This is a genomic window from Mycobacterium botniense, from assembly GCF_010723305.1.
GTDB lineage: Bacteria > Actinomycetota > Actinomycetes > Mycobacteriales > Mycobacteriaceae > Mycobacterium > Mycobacterium botniense.
The window spans coordinates 1,971,006-1,987,401 of record NZ_BLKW01000002.1 but is presented as its reverse complement, the minus strand read 5'-3'; the positions used below and the strand labels follow the sequence as shown (position 1 = coordinate 1,987,401).

The 16,396-nt window shown below is 62.3% G+C and carries 16 protein-coding genes; 2 read left to right on the top strand and 14 right to left on the bottom strand.

The features are described from left to right. The first annotated feature begins 213 nt into the window (after window positions 1-213). Window positions 214-1,416 (top strand): cytochrome P450, encoded by a 1,203-nt coding sequence (locus tag G6N08_RS09370; protein ID WP_163756302.1) that lies wholly within the window; start codon window positions 214-216, stop codon window positions 1,414-1,416. A 21-nt stretch (window positions 1,417-1,437) separates the two neighbouring features. Next, window positions 1,438-2,274 carry a mycofactocin-coupled SDR family oxidoreductase gene (locus tag G6N08_RS09365; RefSeq protein WP_163756300.1) on the top strand — a complete coding sequence of 279 codons (837 nt, stop codon included), beginning with the start codon at window positions 1,438-1,440 and terminating at the stop codon, window positions 2,272-2,274. Window positions 2,275-2,383: 109 nt separating this feature from the next. Here the strand turns inward: G6N08_RS09365 and G6N08_RS09360 are convergent, their stop codons facing one another. The 14 genes from G6N08_RS09360 to G6N08_RS09295 all read right to left on the bottom strand — a co-directional run bounded on the left by G6N08_RS09360 (window position 2,384) and on the right by G6N08_RS09295 (window position 16,385). Further along, window positions 2,384-2,554 (bottom strand): SDR family oxidoreductase, encoded by a 171-nt coding sequence (locus tag G6N08_RS09360; RefSeq protein ID WP_163756298.1) that lies wholly within the window; start codon window positions 2,552-2,554, stop codon window positions 2,384-2,386. Between the two features lie 167 nt (window positions 2,555-2,721). Continuing rightward, complete coding sequence (locus G6N08_RS09355; RefSeq protein ID WP_246216654.1) at window positions 2,722-5,127, bottom strand: CaiB/BaiF CoA-transferase family protein; 2,406 nt, start codon at window positions 5,125-5,127, stop codon at window positions 2,722-2,724. 3 nt (window positions 5,128-5,130) lie between these two features. Next, on the bottom strand, window positions 5,131-6,084 hold the full coding sequence (locus tag G6N08_RS09350) for an enoyl-CoA hydratase/isomerase family protein (protein WP_163756296.1): 954 nt from the start codon (window positions 6,082-6,084) through the stop codon (window positions 5,131-5,133). Window positions 6,085-6,088: 4 nt separating this feature from the next. Continuing rightward, window positions 6,089-7,210: a M24 family metallopeptidase gene (locus tag G6N08_RS09345; protein ID WP_163756294.1), complete on the bottom strand. Its 1,122-nt coding sequence runs from the start codon at window positions 7,208-7,210 to the stop codon at window positions 6,089-6,091. Further along, window positions 7,200-8,441 (bottom strand): M24 family metallopeptidase, encoded by a 1,242-nt coding sequence (locus tag G6N08_RS09340; protein WP_163756292.1) that lies wholly within the window; start codon window positions 8,439-8,441, stop codon window positions 7,200-7,202. The genes G6N08_RS09345 and G6N08_RS09340 overlap by 11 nt, the downstream gene beginning before the upstream one ends. A gap of 6 nt (window positions 8,442-8,447) precedes the next feature. Next, window positions 8,448-9,623 carry an amidohydrolase family protein gene (locus G6N08_RS09335; RefSeq protein ID WP_163756290.1) on the bottom strand — a complete coding sequence of 392 codons (1,176 nt, stop codon included), beginning with the start codon at window positions 9,621-9,623 and terminating at the stop codon, window positions 8,448-8,450. Between the two features lie 75 nt (window positions 9,624-9,698). Further along, complete coding sequence (locus tag G6N08_RS09330) at window positions 9,699-10,880, bottom strand: cytochrome P450 (protein WP_371869009.1); 1,182 nt, start codon at window positions 10,878-10,880, stop codon at window positions 9,699-9,701. A gap of 62 nt (window positions 10,881-10,942) precedes the next feature. After that, the gene (locus G6N08_RS09325; RefSeq protein ID WP_163756288.1) at window positions 10,943-11,137 is read right to left on the bottom strand and encodes a ferredoxin; all 195 of its coding nucleotides are present in this window, start codon (window positions 11,135-11,137) and stop codon (window positions 10,943-10,945) included. Between the two features lie 12 nt (window positions 11,138-11,149). Then, window positions 11,150-11,791 carry a TetR/AcrR family transcriptional regulator gene (locus G6N08_RS09320; RefSeq protein ID WP_163756286.1) on the bottom strand — a complete coding sequence of 214 codons (642 nt, stop codon included), beginning with the start codon at window positions 11,789-11,791 and terminating at the stop codon, window positions 11,150-11,152. Between the two features lie 222 nt (window positions 11,792-12,013). After that, window positions 12,014-12,835 carry an SDR family NAD(P)-dependent oxidoreductase gene (locus G6N08_RS09315; RefSeq protein ID WP_163756284.1) on the bottom strand — a complete coding sequence of 274 codons (822 nt, stop codon included), beginning with the start codon at window positions 12,833-12,835 and terminating at the stop codon, window positions 12,014-12,016. A 331-nt stretch (window positions 12,836-13,166) separates the two neighbouring features. Next, entirely contained in the window at window positions 13,167-13,985 is an 819-nt protein-coding gene (locus G6N08_RS09310; protein WP_163756282.1) for an alpha/beta fold hydrolase, read from the bottom strand. Between the two features lie 11 nt (window positions 13,986-13,996). Beyond that, window positions 13,997-14,569, bottom strand: a complete 573-nt coding sequence (locus tag G6N08_RS09305; protein ID WP_163756280.1) for an NADPH-dependent FMN reductase — start codon at window positions 14,567-14,569, stop codon at window positions 13,997-13,999. Window positions 14,570-14,577: 8 nt separating this feature from the next. Beyond that, complete coding sequence (locus tag G6N08_RS09300; RefSeq protein ID WP_163756278.1) at window positions 14,578-15,558, bottom strand: cyclase family protein; 981 nt, start codon at window positions 15,556-15,558, stop codon at window positions 14,578-14,580. Then, entirely contained in the window at window positions 15,555-16,385 is an 831-nt protein-coding gene (locus G6N08_RS09295) for a coniferyl-alcohol dehydrogenase (RefSeq protein WP_163756276.1), read from the bottom strand. The genes G6N08_RS09300 and G6N08_RS09295 overlap by 4 nt, the downstream gene beginning before the upstream one ends. Window positions 16,386-16,396: the final 11 nt, after the last annotated feature.

Sequence of the window (16,396 nt, the reverse complement as noted above, 5' to 3'; positions counted from 1 at the left end):
CCCTCACCCCCGTCGACGGTGCCGCTCCTGTCACAGCCGCCCCGTAGTTCGCATATCGCACGGTACCGCGAACTCCGAGAACATTATTCTCTCAAATCTAGAACACGAATTAGCACAAACGAATTCGTCGTTGACACCCGCCGTGGCTGATGCCAGAGTTGAGCAGATGCTCAGCACCTCCGACTACGGCGTTCCGGCGAGAGGCGAGACACCGTGACACTCAGCGCTGCCAGCGACATCTACTACGACCCCTATGACGTCGAGATCAACACCGACCCTTACCCGGCCTTTCGGCGACTTCGTGAAGACGCGCCACTGTATTACAACGAGCAGCACGACTTTTTCGCACTGAGCCGGTTTATCGACGTCGACCGCGCGCTGGTCGACTACGAGACGTTCAGCTCAGCGCGCGGAGCAATCCTGGAACTGATCAAGGCCAACATCGACATCCCTCCCGGTGTGCTCATCTTCGAGGACCCGCCGATTCATGACGTCCATCGCAAATTGCTGGCCCGCATGTTCACGCCGCGCAAGGTCAGCGACCTGGAACCCCAGATTCGCCAATTCTGCGCGCGCTGTCTGGATCCGTTGATCGGGGCAGACCGGTTCGATTTCGTCGCTGATCTGGGGGCGCAGATGCCAATGCGCGTCATCGGGATGCTGCTTGGCGTTCCCGAAGAAGACCAAGAAGCCGCCCGCGATTTCGCGAACGCGCAGATGCGCACCGAAGCCGGCAAGCCGATGAAGGCGGCCGCGGAGGGCATGGCGGGCGGGGAATTTTTTGCCCGCTACATCGACTGGCGCGCCGAGCATCCGTCAGACGACATCATGACCGAACTGCTCAACGTCGAGTTCGAGGATGAGACCGGTACGTGGCGGCGGCTCAGTCGCGAGGAACTGCTCACCTACGTCAGCGTTGTGTCGGGCGCGGGTAACGAGACCACCACCCGGCTGATCGGCTGGGCGGGCAAGGTGCTGGCCGAGCATCCTGAACAGCGCCGTCAGCTGGTCGAAAACCCTGCGTTGATCCCACAGGCCGTCGAAGAATTGCTCCGCTATGAGTCCCCGGCGCCCCATGTCGCTCGATATGTCACCCGAGACGTCGAATACTACGGCCAGACAGTGCCAGCCGGCAGCGTCATGATGATGCTCATCGGAGCCGCTAACCGCGACCACCGTCAATTCCCGCCCGACGGTGACGTTTTCGACATCCACCGAGAGCCACGGCAACATCTCGCCTTCAGTGTCGGAACCCATTACTGCCTCGGCTCGGCGTTGGCCCGCCTTGAGGGACGTATCGCGCTCGAAGAGATCTTGAAACGGTTCCCGGAATGGGACGTCGACATGAGCAACGCCAAGCTTTCGCCGACGTCGACCGTGCGCGGCTGGGAATCGATGGTGGCCGTACTCCCTTGAGATGCAAGAAACGAGGTAACGATGGCTGGGCGAGTCGAAGGTAAGGTCGCGTTCATCACCGGCGCAGCGCGCGGTCAGGGCCGCTCGCATGCGGTGCGGCTAGCGCAAGAGGGTGCCGACATCATCGCCGTCGACATCTGCAAGCCGATCGAGGGAGTTCTCATTCCGCCGTCCACACCCCAAGATCTGGCTGAAACCGCGGATCTGGTTAAAAGCCACAATCGGCGAGTCGTCACCGCCGAAGTCGACGTGCGCGATTACGAAGCCCTCAAGGCAGCCGTAGACGACGGAGTGGAGCAGCTGGGCAGGCTGGACATCATCGTAGCCAACGCGGGTATCGGTAACGGCGGGGACACCCTGGCGAACACCAAAGAACGTGACTGGCAAGACATGATCGACGTGAACCTGTCGGGGGTGTGGAAGACCGTGAAGGCCGGTGTACCGCACTTGGTGGCGGGCGGCCGGGGCGGGTCGATCATCTTGACCAGCTCGGTCGGCGGACTAAAGGCTTATCCGCACACCGGCCACTACGTCGCCGCTAAACACGGTGTCGTTGGGCTGATGCGGACCTTCGCGGTGGAGTTGGGTCAACATATGATTCGGGTCAATTCGGTGCACCCAACCCATGTGAACACCCCGATGGTGATGAACGAAGGAACCTATCGAATGTTCCGCCCGGATCTGGAGAATCCGGGTCCAGACGACATCGCCCCGATCTGCCAGATGTTCCACACGTTGCCAATCCCGTGGGTAGAACCAGAAGACATCAGCAACGCCGTGTTGTTCCTGGCATCTGAAGAGTCTCGCTATATCACCGGAGTAACGTTGCCTATCGACGCGGGAAGCTGCTTGAAGTAAAGGAACAGACACTCGCCGCGGGACGCGGTGCCCAAAACCAGCAGTGGGTCGACGTCGCGCTGTGCGGCCGCAGTGCGGCTCGCGGGATTCGATTCGCCGGAGGTGGCCGTTATCGCGGTTCCAGCTGGAACTCCCCAGGCTGCGGTTGGCGGTACCAGCCGCTCGCAGCATAAGCGCCGCCATCGACACGGATCGTCTCCCCGGTAATGTAGCTTCCCATGTTCCAGGCGAGCAACACTGCGGTACTGGCAATCTCGGCGGCACCTCCTGCACGGCCCATCGGAACGACGACCGGGAAGTCGACAACTTAGCGGTGCGTATGCGGCGTAACCCGGTGCAATACCGACACTTTCGACCGAAGCGCCGATCCCAGCTCCGCCGTGGGTCACGATCGCGACCCGGCAGGTAAGTTCGATTTTTGAGGGATCGATTGCCATAGTGCCAGAATCAACCGGCCGTGCCGGAATCGGACAAGGTCGGCGCCCGGCCGATGATGCCCTCGGCTTCCAGCTCAGCGATCTCCGCCTCGGTCAACCCCAGCTCCGATAGCAGCTCATGGTTGTGCTGGCCGAGCAGGGGTGCAGAGCGACGGTGAAACTCTCCCGGTCCACAGCAGAACCGAATCGGAACTGTGCTGTGCTTAACCGCAGGGTTAACCGGGTGTCTCACCTCTTCGAAGAAGCCACGAAACACCAACTGCGCCAGCTCGGCTTGACGATGCGGCTGCATCACTTTGCCCACCGGAACACCGGCATCCCAGAGTACCCGAACGATCTCGTCAGCGGCACGGTCCGCACACCAGGCAGCGAGACGCTCGTCGATCAGGTCGTGCTGTTCCCGTCGCCCCGCTACGGCGCATAGCTTCGGATCCATTGCCCAGGAAGGCCGTCCCAGCGCATCGCGGAGTGCCTCCCACTGTTCGTCGGTCGCCACCGCTACCGCGACCCAGCAGTCGGCGCGACCGAACTCATCGATGTCGGCGGTTCGGTAGAGGTTCTGCGGTGCCGCCGCCGGGCCCCGATTTCCAGTGCGTTGTAGCAATGCCCCATAGGCGGAGTATTCAATGACCTGCTCGGCGGCTACGTTTAACGCAGCGTCGACCATAGCGGCTTCCACCAGCACCCCCTGCCCGGTGCGCCGTCTATGTTCCAGCGCGAGCAGCAGCGCATTGAGCGCATGAATGCTGGCATTGGGATCGCCAATTGTGTAGGGCTCATAGGGGTTTCGGTCAGGATATCCGGTAAGCCAACTCAGGCCGGCCGCCGCCTCGATGACATAGGCAAAGGCCGGATTGTCGCGCCATGGCCCGTCCAGGCCAAAACCCGGCATCCGGACCAGGATCGTGCCGGGTCGCATAGCCTGGATGGCCGCAAAGTCGACGCCGAGCTGGTCAAGCACACGCGGAGTAAAGTTTTCGACGATAACATCGCAAGATTGGATGAACCGCCTCAGCAGATCCCGTCCGCGCGGACGTTGCAGGTCTAGTGTCAGGCCCTTCTTGTTGGTGTTCAGCGCAGAAAAGATCGGCGACTTCTCCCACCATTGCTCATCGGTGACCGGTATGCCCGCGATGAGACGAGTACCGTCCGGTCTGCGGGTGGACTCGACGTGAATGACATCGGCGCCGAGCATTGCCAGCAGATGCGTGCAGTAAGGCCCGGCCCAAAACGTTGTCATATCTAGTACACGTAACCCTTTGAAAGGCAAGCTGTCCGAGTTGTGGTCAGCAGCGGCTCGCGCGACGAGGGGTAACTGACGGTACAGTGTGGTCTGCTCCCCCAGACGCGGCGGCGGCTGCGGCGGGCGCAGCTGTGCGGGCGCCATGCGGTATGGTGGAGCGGGTTGGCGGAAACCGCCGCGCGGATTGTCGATGAAAGATCCACGAAACCGGAAATGGTCAAGGTGTTCGATGTTGGCGCCGTTGGCCACTGGTGCGTTGGGAATCCGGAATGCGCTAGCTAGTTCGCGGATCTCCTCAACCGTGTGCTCGCGCAACCAGGTGTAGAGCTCGTCAGCCTTCTCGTTGGCCTGCTCGGTGATCGACAGCGGTGAATGCTCGTCGATCCACTCCTCGTGGCCGATCATCGCGCACAGGTCGAACCACTGTTGCGCAGTGCCGCAGCCGATGTCGACAAGGCCATCCTTCGCCCTTGCGATGCCCGGAACGGTGAGGTTCCGTGCATCCCGCCACGGCCGGCCCAGCATCTCGAAATAGGTCACCGGATAGTAGGTCAGCGACAAAATCTGGGTTTCCAGCATCGACAGGTCGATGAGCCGGCCACCGCACCGGCGAAATGCCAGCGTCACCGCGCTGGCGTATGCGCCGGCAACATACTCACCAACCTGACCGCCAACGTAAACCGGTGCCCGATCAGCTGACCCACGCCCAAGCCCCACAATCCCACCCGACCACGCCTGGAGCGTGAACTCGGTGGCCGGCCGGGCCGCCCACGGCCCGTGTAGCCCGAACGGTGTTATCGCCGTGACGGTCAGATGGGGATGGCGGTCATGGATCCTGTCCGGGCAGAACGCCGGGTGCTCGGCTACCGTCGAGCCGCGTGACCACACCACCGAGTCGGCTGACGCCAGGAGCGCGTCGACGAACTCGATATCGCCGTCCGCCGCGGCGTCGACGACGACGCTGTGCTTCGAGCAGGACAGAAACTTGAACAGCGCCGCATCGTCACCGGGTTCTATCGCCGCTCCTGATGCCGACCACCGGCGCAGCGGATCTCCCTGCGGAGGTTCGACTTTAATGACTCGGGCACCACCGTCGGCAAGCAGCTTTGTGCAATATGCCCCGGCGATGCCGGTGGACAAATCGACCACGACATAGCCGTTGAGGGGCTCCACGAGCTAGCCGTTCCGTTTACGGCTGGATTTACTGAGGCGAAATTCCGGCGGGAACTTGCTGTCGTTCTCCTTCACAGCGTCGCTTAACCCCCGATCGATTGCAGTTCCCATCTCCAAATCATCGGCGTCGTGGTGGATGTGGCTGCCCATAGACTCGAAGAACGCCGACAACAAGCTGCCCAGGTACTCGCCCTGATACTGTTTGACGACTTCAAAGAACACCTTCTGCATGAACACCGTGTCGGTCGGGCGGTTGCGGGCGCACGCAAGCGCGTACTTCTGCACCTCGGCTTCCAACTGATCGCGCGGTACGACCTTGTTGAGAAAATTGCACTGGTACATTTCGTCGGCGGTGAACGGCCTGCCGGTAAACACCATTTCCTGAAACTTTCGCAAGCCCATGGTCTGCACCCACGTCCACATCCGCGGACCCCACCCGTAGTACCGGAACGAGGGATGGCCGAACAGCGTGTCATCGCTGGCGATCACCAAATCAGCGTCAGCCGCCTGGTAGAAATGCCACCCGTAGCAATAGCCTTTGGCCTCGACAATGCTGATCTTCTTTAGCTCCTGCAATGGCCGGTTGCCGGCTTGCGAATTGGCGTACCACTGGCTGATCGTCGCCCCGTGTCGGAAGGAGCTCTTCGGGGGGTACACGATGCCGTCGGGTTCCAGCCGCAGCTCGGCGAGACGGAATTCGGGCGAATCCTGGCCCTCCATGAATTCCGGAAGATCGGCGCCGCTGCCGAAGTCGTCACCGACGCCGCGGATCACGACCACCTTCACGTCGTTGTCGACCGTGGCCGCGCGCAGCAAGTCGGCATAACGCAACCGTGCCGCGGCCGTTGGCGCATTCAGATACTCAGGCCGGTTGAACGTGATGGTTGCGATCTTGGTCTTCGGATTCTTAGCGTAGAGGATGATTTCTTCCGGTGATGGGCGCGATGAGAAAGTCATCTCGCTAATGCTCCTCCCAGAATGGGCTTTTCGTGAGCACTTCGGCGCCATCGGAGGTAATCAACACCGCCTCACGCCCGAAGACCGCCCCGACAGCGTGCTCCCAGACATACCCGGTGACAGCCAACACCATCCCGGGTTCCAGCCGTTCGCCCGCTGCCGTCTGCGGTAAGTGCGAGGAGACCACGGGCGGGTCAAAACCCATCCCCAGGCCGCGCGCCACCGGCATCGGCGGCAAAGGTTCTCCGGCGGCCCGATAGGCACCCAACAAGTCGTCCGCCGACGCGCCTGGTCGGCACGCGGCGAACAAACAGTTCCACAACGTGTTCCACCTCTGATACAAATTCGCCACACCGACTGGCCGGCCCGCCGGCCACGTTCTTCCCACTTCACCGATATAGCCGTCGGCGAGAGCGCTTGCGGAAAACGCCACCAGATCGCCCGATCGGGCGCAACCGTCACCGTTCACCCTCCGCCACGGGTGCTCCCGAGATGTCACCCAGACGGCGTCTTGGTTCGCCGGCGTGCTCACTCCCGCCGCCGTCATCGCCTCCAACAACACCCCAGTCAGTTTCTGTTCGCTGACACCCGGCCGTAATTCGGCCACCGCAGCCGCGAGTGCTGACTCAGCCACCTGAACCGATTGGCGCAGCATCATTACTTCTTCGGATGTCTTGATTCGCCGCGCCGCTCGCATAGCTGGTTCGGCGTCAATCAACTGCGCGTTGGGGAAGGCCATTGGCAACAGTTCGGCGAACGTCGGCGACAGCGCGTCGGTGCCGACCCGTTGGGCGCTGGACGCAGCTTCGATTCGCTTCAGCGCCGCGACTGTGTTCAGCGGATTCCATGCCAGCCCATACAGGTTCTCGCGCGGGATGTCGTCGGGAACACCCTCATCCCAGGTACTCATCAGGTGAATGGCACCGGTTGCCCGCACCAGTACGCAGGTCGGCCCGAATGGCCGGGTCCCGGCAACCCACAGCTGGGGCGCACCCGCAACGTAACGGACATTGGCCTGCCGTCCAAGGACCAGCACGTCAAGGTCATGTGCTTCCATCTGGGCCAGCGCCCGCTCGCGCCGCCCACAACGCAGAGCCCGATCGTCGGGCAGAACTTCAGTTGCCATAGGGATCGTAGGGATAGTTGGTCAACGGCAACCACCCTTCTTCGGTGATCACCACAATCTCTTCACTGCGATAGCCGCCGGTGCCGTCTTCCCAGACCACCGGCTCCAATACCAGCACCATGCCCGGCTCGAAAATGAAGTTCTCATCGAACTCATCTCCGAGATCTGTTCCGATCATCGGTGTTTCAGCAGCGTTCACACCGATTCCATGTCCCAGGTAGAAGTGCGGCAGCCAGGGCCGGCTGCCGCCGTTGGCCTTGGTCGCCGCCCGGCAGAGGTCCGCCGCGGTGGCTCCAGCGCGGGTGACGCCCAAAACGGCGTTCATGATCTCCCGCCATTTGTCAAACTGTGCCTGCTGGCGGGCGGTGGGCTGCTGCCCGACGATCCACGTGCGGCCGAAGTCCGAACAGTAACCGCGGTAGGTGATGCTGACGTCCGTCCACAACACATCACCGCGGATCAGTTCTCGTTCGGTTGTCAGCAGCGGCAGCGCCAAGTCACCGTGGGTCGTCCACACGCCGTCGGCCTTGCGTTTTGGCATCACCTGCCAAATCGGCTCCAGCATGCTGGCTGTCGCGCCCAACTCGAATGCCCGGCGCACGAATCCCGCTGACAGGTCGATCTGGCGCACACCTGGAACCAGCGCTGCCTGGACATCGACCATGGCTTCATCGGTGATCCGGCACGCGGCGCGGATACAGCAAAGCTCGTCAGGGGTTTTGACGACCTTGGCCGCGCTGACCACTTGCGCGGCGTCAGCAGGCCGTCCGCCGGGAAACAGTGAGTCGTGCGCGCGCGACATGGCGCCGGTGCACTCATCGACCGCCACAACGGCGCCGGGTGGAATCAGCTCCGCAAGCAAACGCGCAAAGTTCTCGACACCTTCGTCGAATTCGAGGTAGGCGGGTCCGTGGAGGTGGTCGGCAGGAAGCTCCGATTCCCGGGCGGCGCCCTCACGAAACGGCACGAACAGGTGCGGCCACTCATCGTCCACGAGGATTACCGCGACCGGCCGTTCGACATGGGACAACCCGGCATCACCTAATGGCCAGCTCGTGCCCGTGGCGTAGACCACCGCGCTATTGCCGAGCAGGATTAGCGCGTCAACGCCGCGATCAGTCATTGCCGCCCGCAGACGCGAGCCGGTTTGCCGGCGCATCCGGCTCAGGTCCGGTTCTTCCGGAATCACCAAACTGGTGGCGCCCGCGGCCGACGTTTGCATAAATGTCATCATCGGTCAGCTCTGGAGGCCAAGGAACTCTTTGACGTTGCCGCTCACGATGCGCGCGGCAGCTTCTGGCCCAACGGCAGCGACGACCGCCGCCAGCGATTTCTCCGAATAGCCGAACGTGCTTTCATTGTGCGGATAGTCGCTTGACCACATCACCTTGTCGATCCCGATCTCGTCGATCAGCTGCAGCCCCAGTGGGTCGACCATGAACGATGCACTCATGTGGGTGTTCCAGTAGTACCGGATGTCGTGTTCGAGCTGTCGGTTGAACATGTGTCGATACGACGCCACCAAGTGCTCGGCGTCTTGCAGGGCCCACGGCACCCAGGAGATTCCGCCCTCGAACCACCCGATGCGCAACCGCGGATGGCGGTCGAGGATACCACCGAAGATGTACTTGGAGAACATCTCCCGGAATCCGTCGATATTGATCATCATGCCGACGACCACGCTGTTGAACTCGCAGGGGCTTTTCGGCGGGGTCTCCCCGATGTGGTGCGAGATCGGAAGGCCCGACTCTTCGATCTCATCCCAGACCGGGCTCATCGCCGTGCTCGAGTAGTCGATCACGTTGCCGTCTTCCCCCTTTCCCGGGTTCAATGGCAGCAAAAATGTCTTGAGTCCCAGCGCTTTCAGCTCTTCCAACGTGCGCCGAGTGCCTTTGGGGTCCCACCAGTTGATCAGACCCACACCATAGAAATGCCCGCGTGAGCGCTCTTGCAGATCCGCCATGTGCTCGTTGTAAATGCGGAACACTCGCTCACGCAGGTCTTTGTCCGGAAAATGGAAAAGTGCCAGAACCGCGTTGGGAAAGGCCAGTTCTTTGTCGACTCCATCCTCATGAAGCTCTTGGATCCGCGCCTCGATGTTGGTGGTCGCAGCCCCGGCCAGATCATCGTACTGCATCAGCACTGCGCTGAAGTCACCCGGCAAAAACGTTTGTCCCTGGCGTCCGACCAGGTAAGCGCCGTCCTGGTACCAAATCCGGGGGGCCTTGTCCTTGAGGTCGTCCGGGAAACGCTCGTAGAAAATATCTTCGGCAAGCGAAATATGATTGTCCGCGGAGAACACCTCGGTTCCCGGCGGCAATCCGACGTCACCACTGGCGTGCCCGCGCCGATCCTTCGGAGCGCCAAACCCTTCGGGCGGGTAGAGGGCAAGGCTGCTTGTTCGAGTCGACATCATTGTCCCTCCATTCGGATTCGGCTCACCACCACATGCGGTCGGTGGCGAGGCCAGCGCTGTTTGCAAATTCGGTCACCAGGTCACCGGTAGTTCGTAGACGCCGTACGCGAGCCGGTCGTGTTTGAACGGAATCTCATCGATCGGGACCGCCAGTCTTAGCGTGGGAATGCGGCGGAACAAGGTGTGGTAGACGATCTGCAACTCGGCACGGGCCAGTTGTTGGCCGACGCATTGATGCCTGCCGTAGCCGAACGCGACATTCGGGGCGGCCGACCGATGCAGGTAGAGCCGTTCCGGTTCGGGGAAGACTTTAGGATCCCAGTTGGCCGGAGCCAAGTCGATGATGATGCCTTCACCCGCGCGGATCACCTCACCACCGATTGCGATGTCGTCGATGGCGATTCGCCGCTGACCGTTTTGGATGATGGATAAGTATCGCAGCAACTCCTCGACCGCGTTGGCGATGATCGCCGGATCGTCGCTGTCACGCAGGATGGCCAATTGTTCGGGGTTTTCCAACAGGGCGAGCACGCCCAGACCGATCATGTTCGCGGTGGTCTCGTGCCCGGCGATCAACAGCCCGGTGCCCAGCTGCGCTGCTTCCCGGACGCTGATCTCGCCGGCGTTGACGCGCTCGGCCAAATCCGACACTGCGTCTTCGGCCGGGTTCTGCATTTTGGCCTCGACCAGCCGGGCCAGGTATTTGTGCAGCCCGGCGGCGCCCTTAGCGGTGTCCTCGGCGGTCGCATAGCGGGCAAGCCCGATGGTGGCGTGGTGCTGAAACATCTCGGCGTCCTCATAGGGGACGCCGAGCAGCGTGCTGATCACCAGGGACGGAACGGGCAGTGCGAGGGCGGTGACGAGGTCGGCGGGCTGCGCGCCGGCGAGCATCGTGTCGATGTGCTCGTCGGTGATTTTCTGGATTGCCGGTCGCAGGGCCTCAACACGGCGAAAAGTGAACGGACGTGACAACATTCGTCGGAAACGAGTGTGTTCCTCGGCGTCGGACGTGAACACCGACCGCGGACGTTTGTGCACCGTCGCCAGCATGCCCTCATTCCAGTGCGGGAAACCCGGGCGGCGGTCGTCGACACTGACTCGGGGATCGGAGAACAGCGTGCGCACCTCTTCGTAGCCCGTCACCAACCAGGGCGTGCTGCCGTCCCAGATGCGCACCCTGCTCAACGGCTTCCGGGAATTGAGCGCCAGCACCTGGGGAGGCGGCGCAAATGGGCAGCGCGCCGACCGTGGCATCGGGTATTCCGGTAGCTCCGAAGATGTTTGGGTCGCGGCACCGGACAAGGTCTCGGACAAGGTCACTCCTCGATGCTGATGGCCAGTGCAGGGCAGGACACGGCAGCCCTACGGGCGTTGTTCTCCTGCTCGCTCGGTGGATTCGCGTTGAGCAACACTACGACGCCATCCTCGTCACGCTGGTCGAAAATCGCCGGAGCCTGCATGACGCAATTTCCGGATGAGGCGCATTTATCTTGGTCGACAGTGACTTTCATTGCAATTTTCTTTCAACTGACCGGCGCCAACCACAGCCCCACGATCGCGTCGATCAGCCCGGAGGCGGCGGCCTGCCACGAAGGTCGGGGTACGGATGCGCCCGCGGCGAGCGCTCGTTCACGATCGGCGCAGGTGTGCATGAGCAGGTTGCGGGCCATGACGTTGCGTTCCGCCCGGACGTAGCGCGGCAGATCGGGAAGGCAGCGATTTATTCCGCCGATTACCTCGACCAGTGACGGCGAGCTCAATGCATCTTTGACGACGATGTTGTGGTAAGCCGGATCGGCCATCACCTGTGCCGCGAATCGGGCATACCAACTTGGATTACCAAGTTCTGCCAGGTGCTCGGTGAGCGGACACACCAGGCATGCCACCCAGTCGCGCATGTCAGCGGAGTCGCCAAGCTCGGCGACCATCTGCTCGCGCAGCTGTTCGATGGGCTGTCGATGTTTCTGCTCGATCGCACGCACCAGATCGGTCTTGGTGCCGAAGTGGTAACCCACCGCTGCATTGTTGCCCTGACCGGCAGCCTCGCTGACCTGTCTGTTGGACACCGCGAACACACCGTGCTCAGCAAACAGGCGCTCCGCCGCCGTCAGGATCGCTTCCCGCGTGGTACCGGCCCGGCGCACCGGCTTGGTGGCTGTGGTCATGAGGTTAGTCAACCGTGCTGATGGATTTAAGTCAAGCGATTGAATTATTCCGTTCGGGCAAAACACCGCCCCTACCCCGGCACTGCCGCCGCGGCATCTCGCAGCTCACCGCGACACACCCGTGCCGGCACGGATGGCAACTTCCCGGCGCCCACACGGTCGTCCATGCGATATCAACGTGAGGATGTTGCCCTGCAACCCCGCCTCACCGCAGGAGCGCTGTCATTTGTTTTCGCGGGCATCGCTTCGGCGTCTGATCGGTTTGCCTGCAACGATGCCACCGTCGACCGGTAGCACTGTGCCGGTGACGTAACGAGACCGTTCGCCGGCGAAATACAGGATGGCTTCCGCGACATCGTCAGGTGTGCCCTCGCGCTTCAGCGGCCGATCGGCGCGCATCGTCTCGCGGATCGTCGCGGTGAAGCGCTCGATCGCGTCGGCGCCCAACTTGGCCGCCGAGGAGGCCAGCAACGGTGTCGGTACGTTTCCTGGTGCGACGGCATTGACCCGAATGTCATATTGCGCCAACTCAATCGCAGCGGATTTAGTGAACTGGATGACTGCCGCTTTCGACGCACGGTACGTCATTACGCCGCCGCCAGCCTGAATCCCCCCAATCGACGTCACGTTGATGATGGATCCACCACCGCTCGCCACCATGTGCCGGGCGGCATCGCGGGTGCCGGCCATCACGCCCAGCACGTTGACCGCCATGACCCTGTCGAAGTCGGCGAGGTCATCATCGAGGAATCGGCGGTGCATGGTGCCCGAGACACCGGCATTGTTCACCATGATGTGCAATCCGCCGAATTTCTCGACCGTCACCGCGACCAGCGCGCTGACTTCCGTGGGCTGCGCGACGTCGGTTGACTGGAATGAGACGTCGACGCCGAGCGTGGCCGCCAGGTCTTCACCCCGATCACGATCGACATCGGCGATGACAACTTTCGCGCCCTCGCTGACGAAGCGCTCCACGGTCGCACGTCCGATACCGGAAGCGCCACCGGTGACGATGGCGACTTTGCCCGCTAGTTCGTTATCCACACCGACGAGTTAATCGACACGGTTTCTGTTAAGTCAAGCGGCTGATTTTGTGCACCTGTTGGCGTCCCCGGGTTGTGCGAAAACAACCACCACGAACAAGGGATCATCGGGCACCGTGCACGCGACATCACGGTGATGGTGTGGGGCGCGCAGCCTTCACCACTTTGAGCCAATAACCTTGCTGCACTGACTCATCAGCACGATGCCATCGCAGCCGGTTGCGTGCCGCCAGCCGACCGGCTCGCCAACGAAGGTGGTCGGCGCACCAGGTGGATGTCTCGCTGACTGAGCATTACGTGTCGATGTCGACACCGGTGCCGCTGCGCCGTCGTCACTGGTGAAAGAATTCGAGCAGGAGTTCATTGACCTCTTCTGGCTTTTCGATCTGCGGGCAGTGACCGGCCGCGTCGACCACAGCCGCGCGACTGCCGTGAATCTGGCCGGCAATCTGCTTCGCCCACCCCGGTGGAAGCAGCTTGTCGCACGCTCCTTCGACGATGAGAGTGGGAACCGAGATGCGTCCGTATGCGCGTTCGCTCGACGGCGCCGGCGGGGGCGGTGCTCCGGGGCGGCGGAACCGGGCCGCGGCCACCGCCTCCCAAGCTCCGGGCGTAATGCTGGACTCATAGCGGCGCCGCACGTAGCGCTCGTCGGCCGGATAGGCGGGGTCATAAAAGAGCGCTTCGACGATCTTGCGCATCCCGGGCAGCGTCGCGTCGTAATCGTAGAGCGCGTCCATGTAACGGTTGCGCTGAATCTCGCCGCCGCCACAGATGACAACCATGCTGCGCACCGGCAAAACCGGTGATTGGCAGGTAGCGTCCGTGAGCAGCATGATGGCACCCATCGAGTTGCCAACGAAATGAGCTGATTCCACACCAAGTACGGCACAAAATCGCGCAACATGCCGTATCCGCATGCCGCGACCATCGTTGAAGTCGATGACCTTGGCGGACTGCCCGAAGCCCAGCATGTCTGGTGCCAGCACCCGGTAATGCGCCGCGAGCGCGCCGATGTTGCGCTCCCAACCCAGCTCTGCGCTGGCACCGAACTCGCCGCCGTGCAACAAGACCACTGGCTCACCCTCGCCCGCCTCCAGATAGCTGGTGGCCAGGCCGTCGATCACAACGGTGCGGCGATGGATCTCCAAGGACTTCCCCGTCAGCGGACACTAGAACGGACGAACGCCAGCACCTGCGAGGCCAGCAACTCGAGTTGGTTACGCACGCCCGGATCCCCCAGTTCGCCGTTACCGTCCCAGATCTGCTCTGCCGAGTTGATCGCGACACCCAGCGGAGTGGGCCAGGCCCGCAAAGCGTGGCCGATGGCCCGCAACTGCTCGAGGGTGCCGACCGCGGCTTGCCACCCGTAGGCGCAGCTAATACAGCCCCATGGCTTGTTGTCCAGGTAAACCCGGGAGTCCTCGCGCATATCCTCGATGTAATCGAGCGCGTTCTTCACCAATCCGGACACACCGCCGTGATAACCCGGTGAGCCGACGATGACGGCGTCAGCTCGGCGTAAAGCGCTGATCAGCTGCGTTGCCTGCGGGGTTCGGGCCGGGTCATCCGGGTTGTACATCGGCAGGTTGATGTCCTCTCCGCAGTAGAGCTGAGTGTGCCCACCTTGCCGTTCGACTGATGCCAGGCAGTGTCGAAGGGCGCGTTCGGTCGACGAGTTCGGCCGCAATGTGCCACCTACCCCGACGATGAGTGGCCGAGCGTCTTCGTTCATGTTCACACCTACTTGATTGCGATGGGATTGACCGGTGAGCCCACGGCACCAACAACTCTCAAAGGTGGAGCTATTAACTGAAACTCATAGACCCCGTCGGCTGCGCAATCGTCTGCCAGCGCGGTGAGATCCCAGTATTCCCCAAGCATCATGCCCATGTCCCGGAGGCACAGCATGTGCATCGGCAAAAACGTTCCCTCGACCCCGGAGACCGGATCTTCGACCATGAGGTTGTCGGCGGCCACTGCCGCGATCTCGTGGTCGTGCAGCCAGCAGGCACACCGCCAGTCCAGCCCGGAGTAGGGCTCGCTGCCGTCGCCGGTCGTGAGAAACCTGGCCCACCAACCGGTCCGGATCACTACGATGTCGCCGCGTCCCACTGCAACGCCTTGCGCCCGGGCGACCTCGTCGAGTTCTTCCGGGGTGATCGGATTACCGTGTTCGAGGAATATATCAGCGCCGCGGTGGCGGACGAGATCCAGCAACACTCCGCGGGAGGTGATGCCCTTACCGTCGACCTTGTCGATCCCACAACGGTAGGCGCCGAGGCTGGTTATCGAGTTTGCCGGAAAGCCGTTGTACAGCTTGTCGTCATAGTAGACATGCGAGAGGGCATCCCAGTGCGTAGCGGCCTGCAGCGGCATTATGATCAAATCGTCGCTAAAGCGAAATGGGTTGTCGACGAAAAAGCCGCTCAATTGCTGCGCGACCGAGTTCCGGACCCAATCGGGAGCATACTGTGCCAGCGTGCTGGCATCACCCCCGTCCACGGTCATCACATGCACCGGGTTGTGGCGGAACTGGAACGCACCCTGAGGCCCTGCTGACCCGAAGTCCACCCCGAGCGGAAAGACTCTTCCGTGCTTCACCAAGCTCGCTGCCTGCTGGATCTTCTCTGCGGTGATGAAATTCAGCGTGCCGAGTTCGTCGGCCTCGCCCCACCGTCCCCAGTTGCAGACATCGCGAGCGACCCGCCTGAATTCGCTCATGCTGACCACGGCGACCGTCCTTGGTCAAGTTCACATGCGATCGCGGCGCCCACGGTACCGCCGTCGACCCACACAACTTGGCCCGAGATATAGCTGGCCGCTGCACTATTCAAGAACACCAGCACTGCGGCCTGTTCGGCTGGGTGAGCAATGCGGCCCAAGGGCTTGGGTATCGTGTCGAGGTAGGCTTGACCGTACGCCATCCGCAACTGGTCCAGGATGGGAGTTTCGGTGACTCCGGGTCCGGTGCAGTTGATGCGGATGCCGCGGGCGCCGAGGACAGCGGTGTTTCTCATGCTGTAGAGGATGACCGCTTCTTTCGACAACCGGTAGCCTCCGTCGGCCAGCGCCTCAGGATGGCGCTGACACCAGTCGATACCCTCCTGCATCGTCTGGGTATCGAGCAGTCCGGCCACGGCCTGCTGGTGCTCGCGGTAGCCGGCCGCCGCGAGCGACGACACGCTTGCCACAGCCGAGCCGGCCGGCATTTTCGGAATCAACGCATCGGTGAGATGCCGCAGGCCAAGGAAGTTGATGGTGACGACGCGCACGGGATCGCCGATGCCCGAGGACACCCCAGCGATGTTGAACAGCGAATCCACCTGGCCGCCGATGGCGGCAACGGCACGGTCTATCGACGTGCTGTCGGCGAGATCGATGTGGTGAAATTCCCCGATGCCGACGGTGGGCTGATGTTTGTCCAGGCCGACGACTGCCGCACCGAGTTCGGTGAGCTGTTGCACGACATGCGCGCCAATGCCCGAGGCGCATCCGGTCACCACAGCCCGGCGGCCGTCGTAGCGCCATAGTTCATCGATCTGTCCCAACGCTCACGCTT

Excerpts from the sequence above, each read along its gene's own strand:
- G6N08_RS09365 (WP_163756300.1), top strand. The coding sequence starts at position 1,438 with ATGGCTGGGCGAGTCGAAGGTAAGGTCGCGTTCATCACCGGCGCAGCG.
- G6N08_RS09360 (WP_163756298.1), bottom strand. The coding sequence starts at position 2,554 with ATGGGCCGTGCAGGAGGTGCCGCCGAGATTGCCAGTACCGCAGTGTTG.
- G6N08_RS09350 (WP_163756296.1), bottom strand. The coding sequence starts at position 6,084 with ATGACTTTCTCATCGCGCCCATCACCGGAAGAAATCATCCTCTACGCT.
- G6N08_RS09345 (WP_163756294.1), bottom strand. The coding sequence starts at position 7,210 with ATGGCAACTGAAGTTCTGCCCGACGATCGGGCTCTGCGTTGTGGGCGG.
- G6N08_RS09340 (WP_163756292.1), bottom strand. The coding sequence starts at position 8,441 with ATGACATTTATGCAAACGTCGGCCGCGGGCGCCACCAGTTTGGTGATT.
- G6N08_RS09335 (WP_163756290.1), bottom strand. The coding sequence starts at position 9,623 with ATGTCGACTCGAACAAGCAGCCTTGCCCTCTACCCGCCCGAAGGGTTT.
- G6N08_RS09330 (WP_371869009.1), bottom strand. The coding sequence starts at position 10,880 with ATGCCACGGTCGGCGCGCTGCCCATTTGCGCCGCCTCCCCAGGTGCTG.
- G6N08_RS09325 (WP_163756288.1), bottom strand. The coding sequence starts at position 11,137 with ATGAAAGTCACTGTCGACCAAGATAAATGCGCCTCATCCGGAAATTGC.
- G6N08_RS09320 (WP_163756286.1), bottom strand. The coding sequence starts at position 11,791 with ATGACCACAGCCACCAAGCCGGTGCGCCGGGCCGGTACCACGCGGGAA.
- G6N08_RS09305 (WP_163756280.1), bottom strand. The coding sequence starts at position 14,569 with ATGAACGAAGACGCTCGGCCACTCATCGTCGGGGTAGGTGGCACATTG.
- G6N08_RS09300 (WP_163756278.1), bottom strand. The coding sequence starts at position 15,558 with ATGAGCGAATTCAGGCGGGTCGCTCGCGATGTCTGCAACTGGGGACGG.